This is a genomic window from uncultured Gimesia sp., from assembly GCF_937919775.1.
GTDB lineage: Bacteria > Planctomycetota > Planctomycetia > Planctomycetales > Planctomycetaceae > Gimesia.
Genome location: NZ_CALFPF010000455.1, coordinates 1 through 1,453 on the forward strand (window position 1 = coordinate 1; position 1,453 = coordinate 1,453).

Consider the following 1,453-nt stretch of genomic DNA (forward strand, 5'->3'; position numbering starts at 1 on the left):
CGATTGACGACTCAGATTGACCTTTGCATTCTGGTTTCCCCTGCGCACTTCGAGAGAAATTGTTGAACCTGCAGGGCCCGTAATCAAGTTGGCAACATCATCCAGAGAAAGACCGGCTAACGTTCGTTGATTGGCCCCTACAATAATGTCTCCACGCTGAAGCCCTGCTTTCTGTGCAGAACCCCCATTCAGCGTACGTAAGATGACAGCTCCTTCACGATGCGTCTTGAGTTGTACCCCAACACCCACAATATTACTGTCTCCCGCATCGACGCGAGGCCCTGACACACTGGGTGTGAATTCAAATCGCGAGTGTTTATCGAGCGCATCCAGCGAACCATAAGCGAACTCGTAAATCACACCAGTCGCCGGCATTTGGAGCTGGCTGCCTGCAATATCCGCTGCCTGACGCAAAACGGTCACTGCTTCCTGGGAATTGCGAGCAGGATTCTGATCCATCAATTGCTGCCAGCTTTGCTGTACCATTCTAATTCGTTCAGGTGATGCTGAAATACGTTGGGTACTCAGAAATGCCTGGTTCTCCACGGCAAAAATCAGGTTTTGCAAAGCCTTCTTAGTTCGCACATCATAGGAAGGTGGTTGCACATGGCGTGAGTCAATCATCCGGTTTACTTCCAGATAGAATGCATAAGCTCTTTGAGGATCAAGATTCTGCAGAGTTCCGAGAACCGAAGGACTGGCGTAACGTTGAGACAGTTTGTTTCTGACTGCCTGATTTGGGTCGATCGGAGTTTGATTGGGAAATCTCGTTTCGTAGCGATCACGATCATACTGTGGTAAAGACCTCTGACGCAGTTCCTGGATCAGTTCTCTTAATTTCTGATCGTCGTAATTGTCTTCAAAAGAACCACGCGGCTGACGCCTTGGGGAAAAATCTCGTCTATCTCTGGGATCGTTTTCATTTCGATCACGAACACGATCATACTGTTGATCTCTCTCGGACAATAATCTTTTCAATTTTGATTCAAAATCTTCAGATCCGAAGCCATCATTGATGGGACGGCGACTTTGATACTGGTCACCTCTGAAATAGGACGGTGGCAGAAGATCTTCAATCGTATGATCCGAATTATTATCGAAAGTTCGACTGTTATCGGGACGATAAAAATCCGGGCGGTAAGCATCGTACTCCGCAGCTTGGGAAAGAGTAGTACATCCGGTCAAGAAAACGGCGGTCATCAGTATGACCATTCCCCATACCAGGAGACGAGCGGAATTAATGGTTTCTTTTTGACTGTGATTAAATTGTGATCGGTTCATGATCCCCTCCAAGATAAGTCGCCTGGCGACTATTAAGTCCGGCCTATCAACTTCCTCTATGATGGCTTAACGGATACTAAGAAAATACATTTAACGGCTCACATATTATGCCCCGTTCTACTTCGCTACTTCAGTTTATTAAGCACACTGCGCATTCAATGCCTGGTCAAAG

General features: G+C 46.9%; 1 protein-coding gene. It reads right to left on the bottom strand.

From position 1 onward, the window contains the following. Positions 1 to 1,281 (bottom strand): PDZ domain-containing protein (locus Q0294_RS12970; protein ID WP_299465914.1); only part of this gene is annotated, 1,281 nt, incomplete at its 3' end. Positions 1,282 to 1,453: the final 172 nt, after the last annotated feature.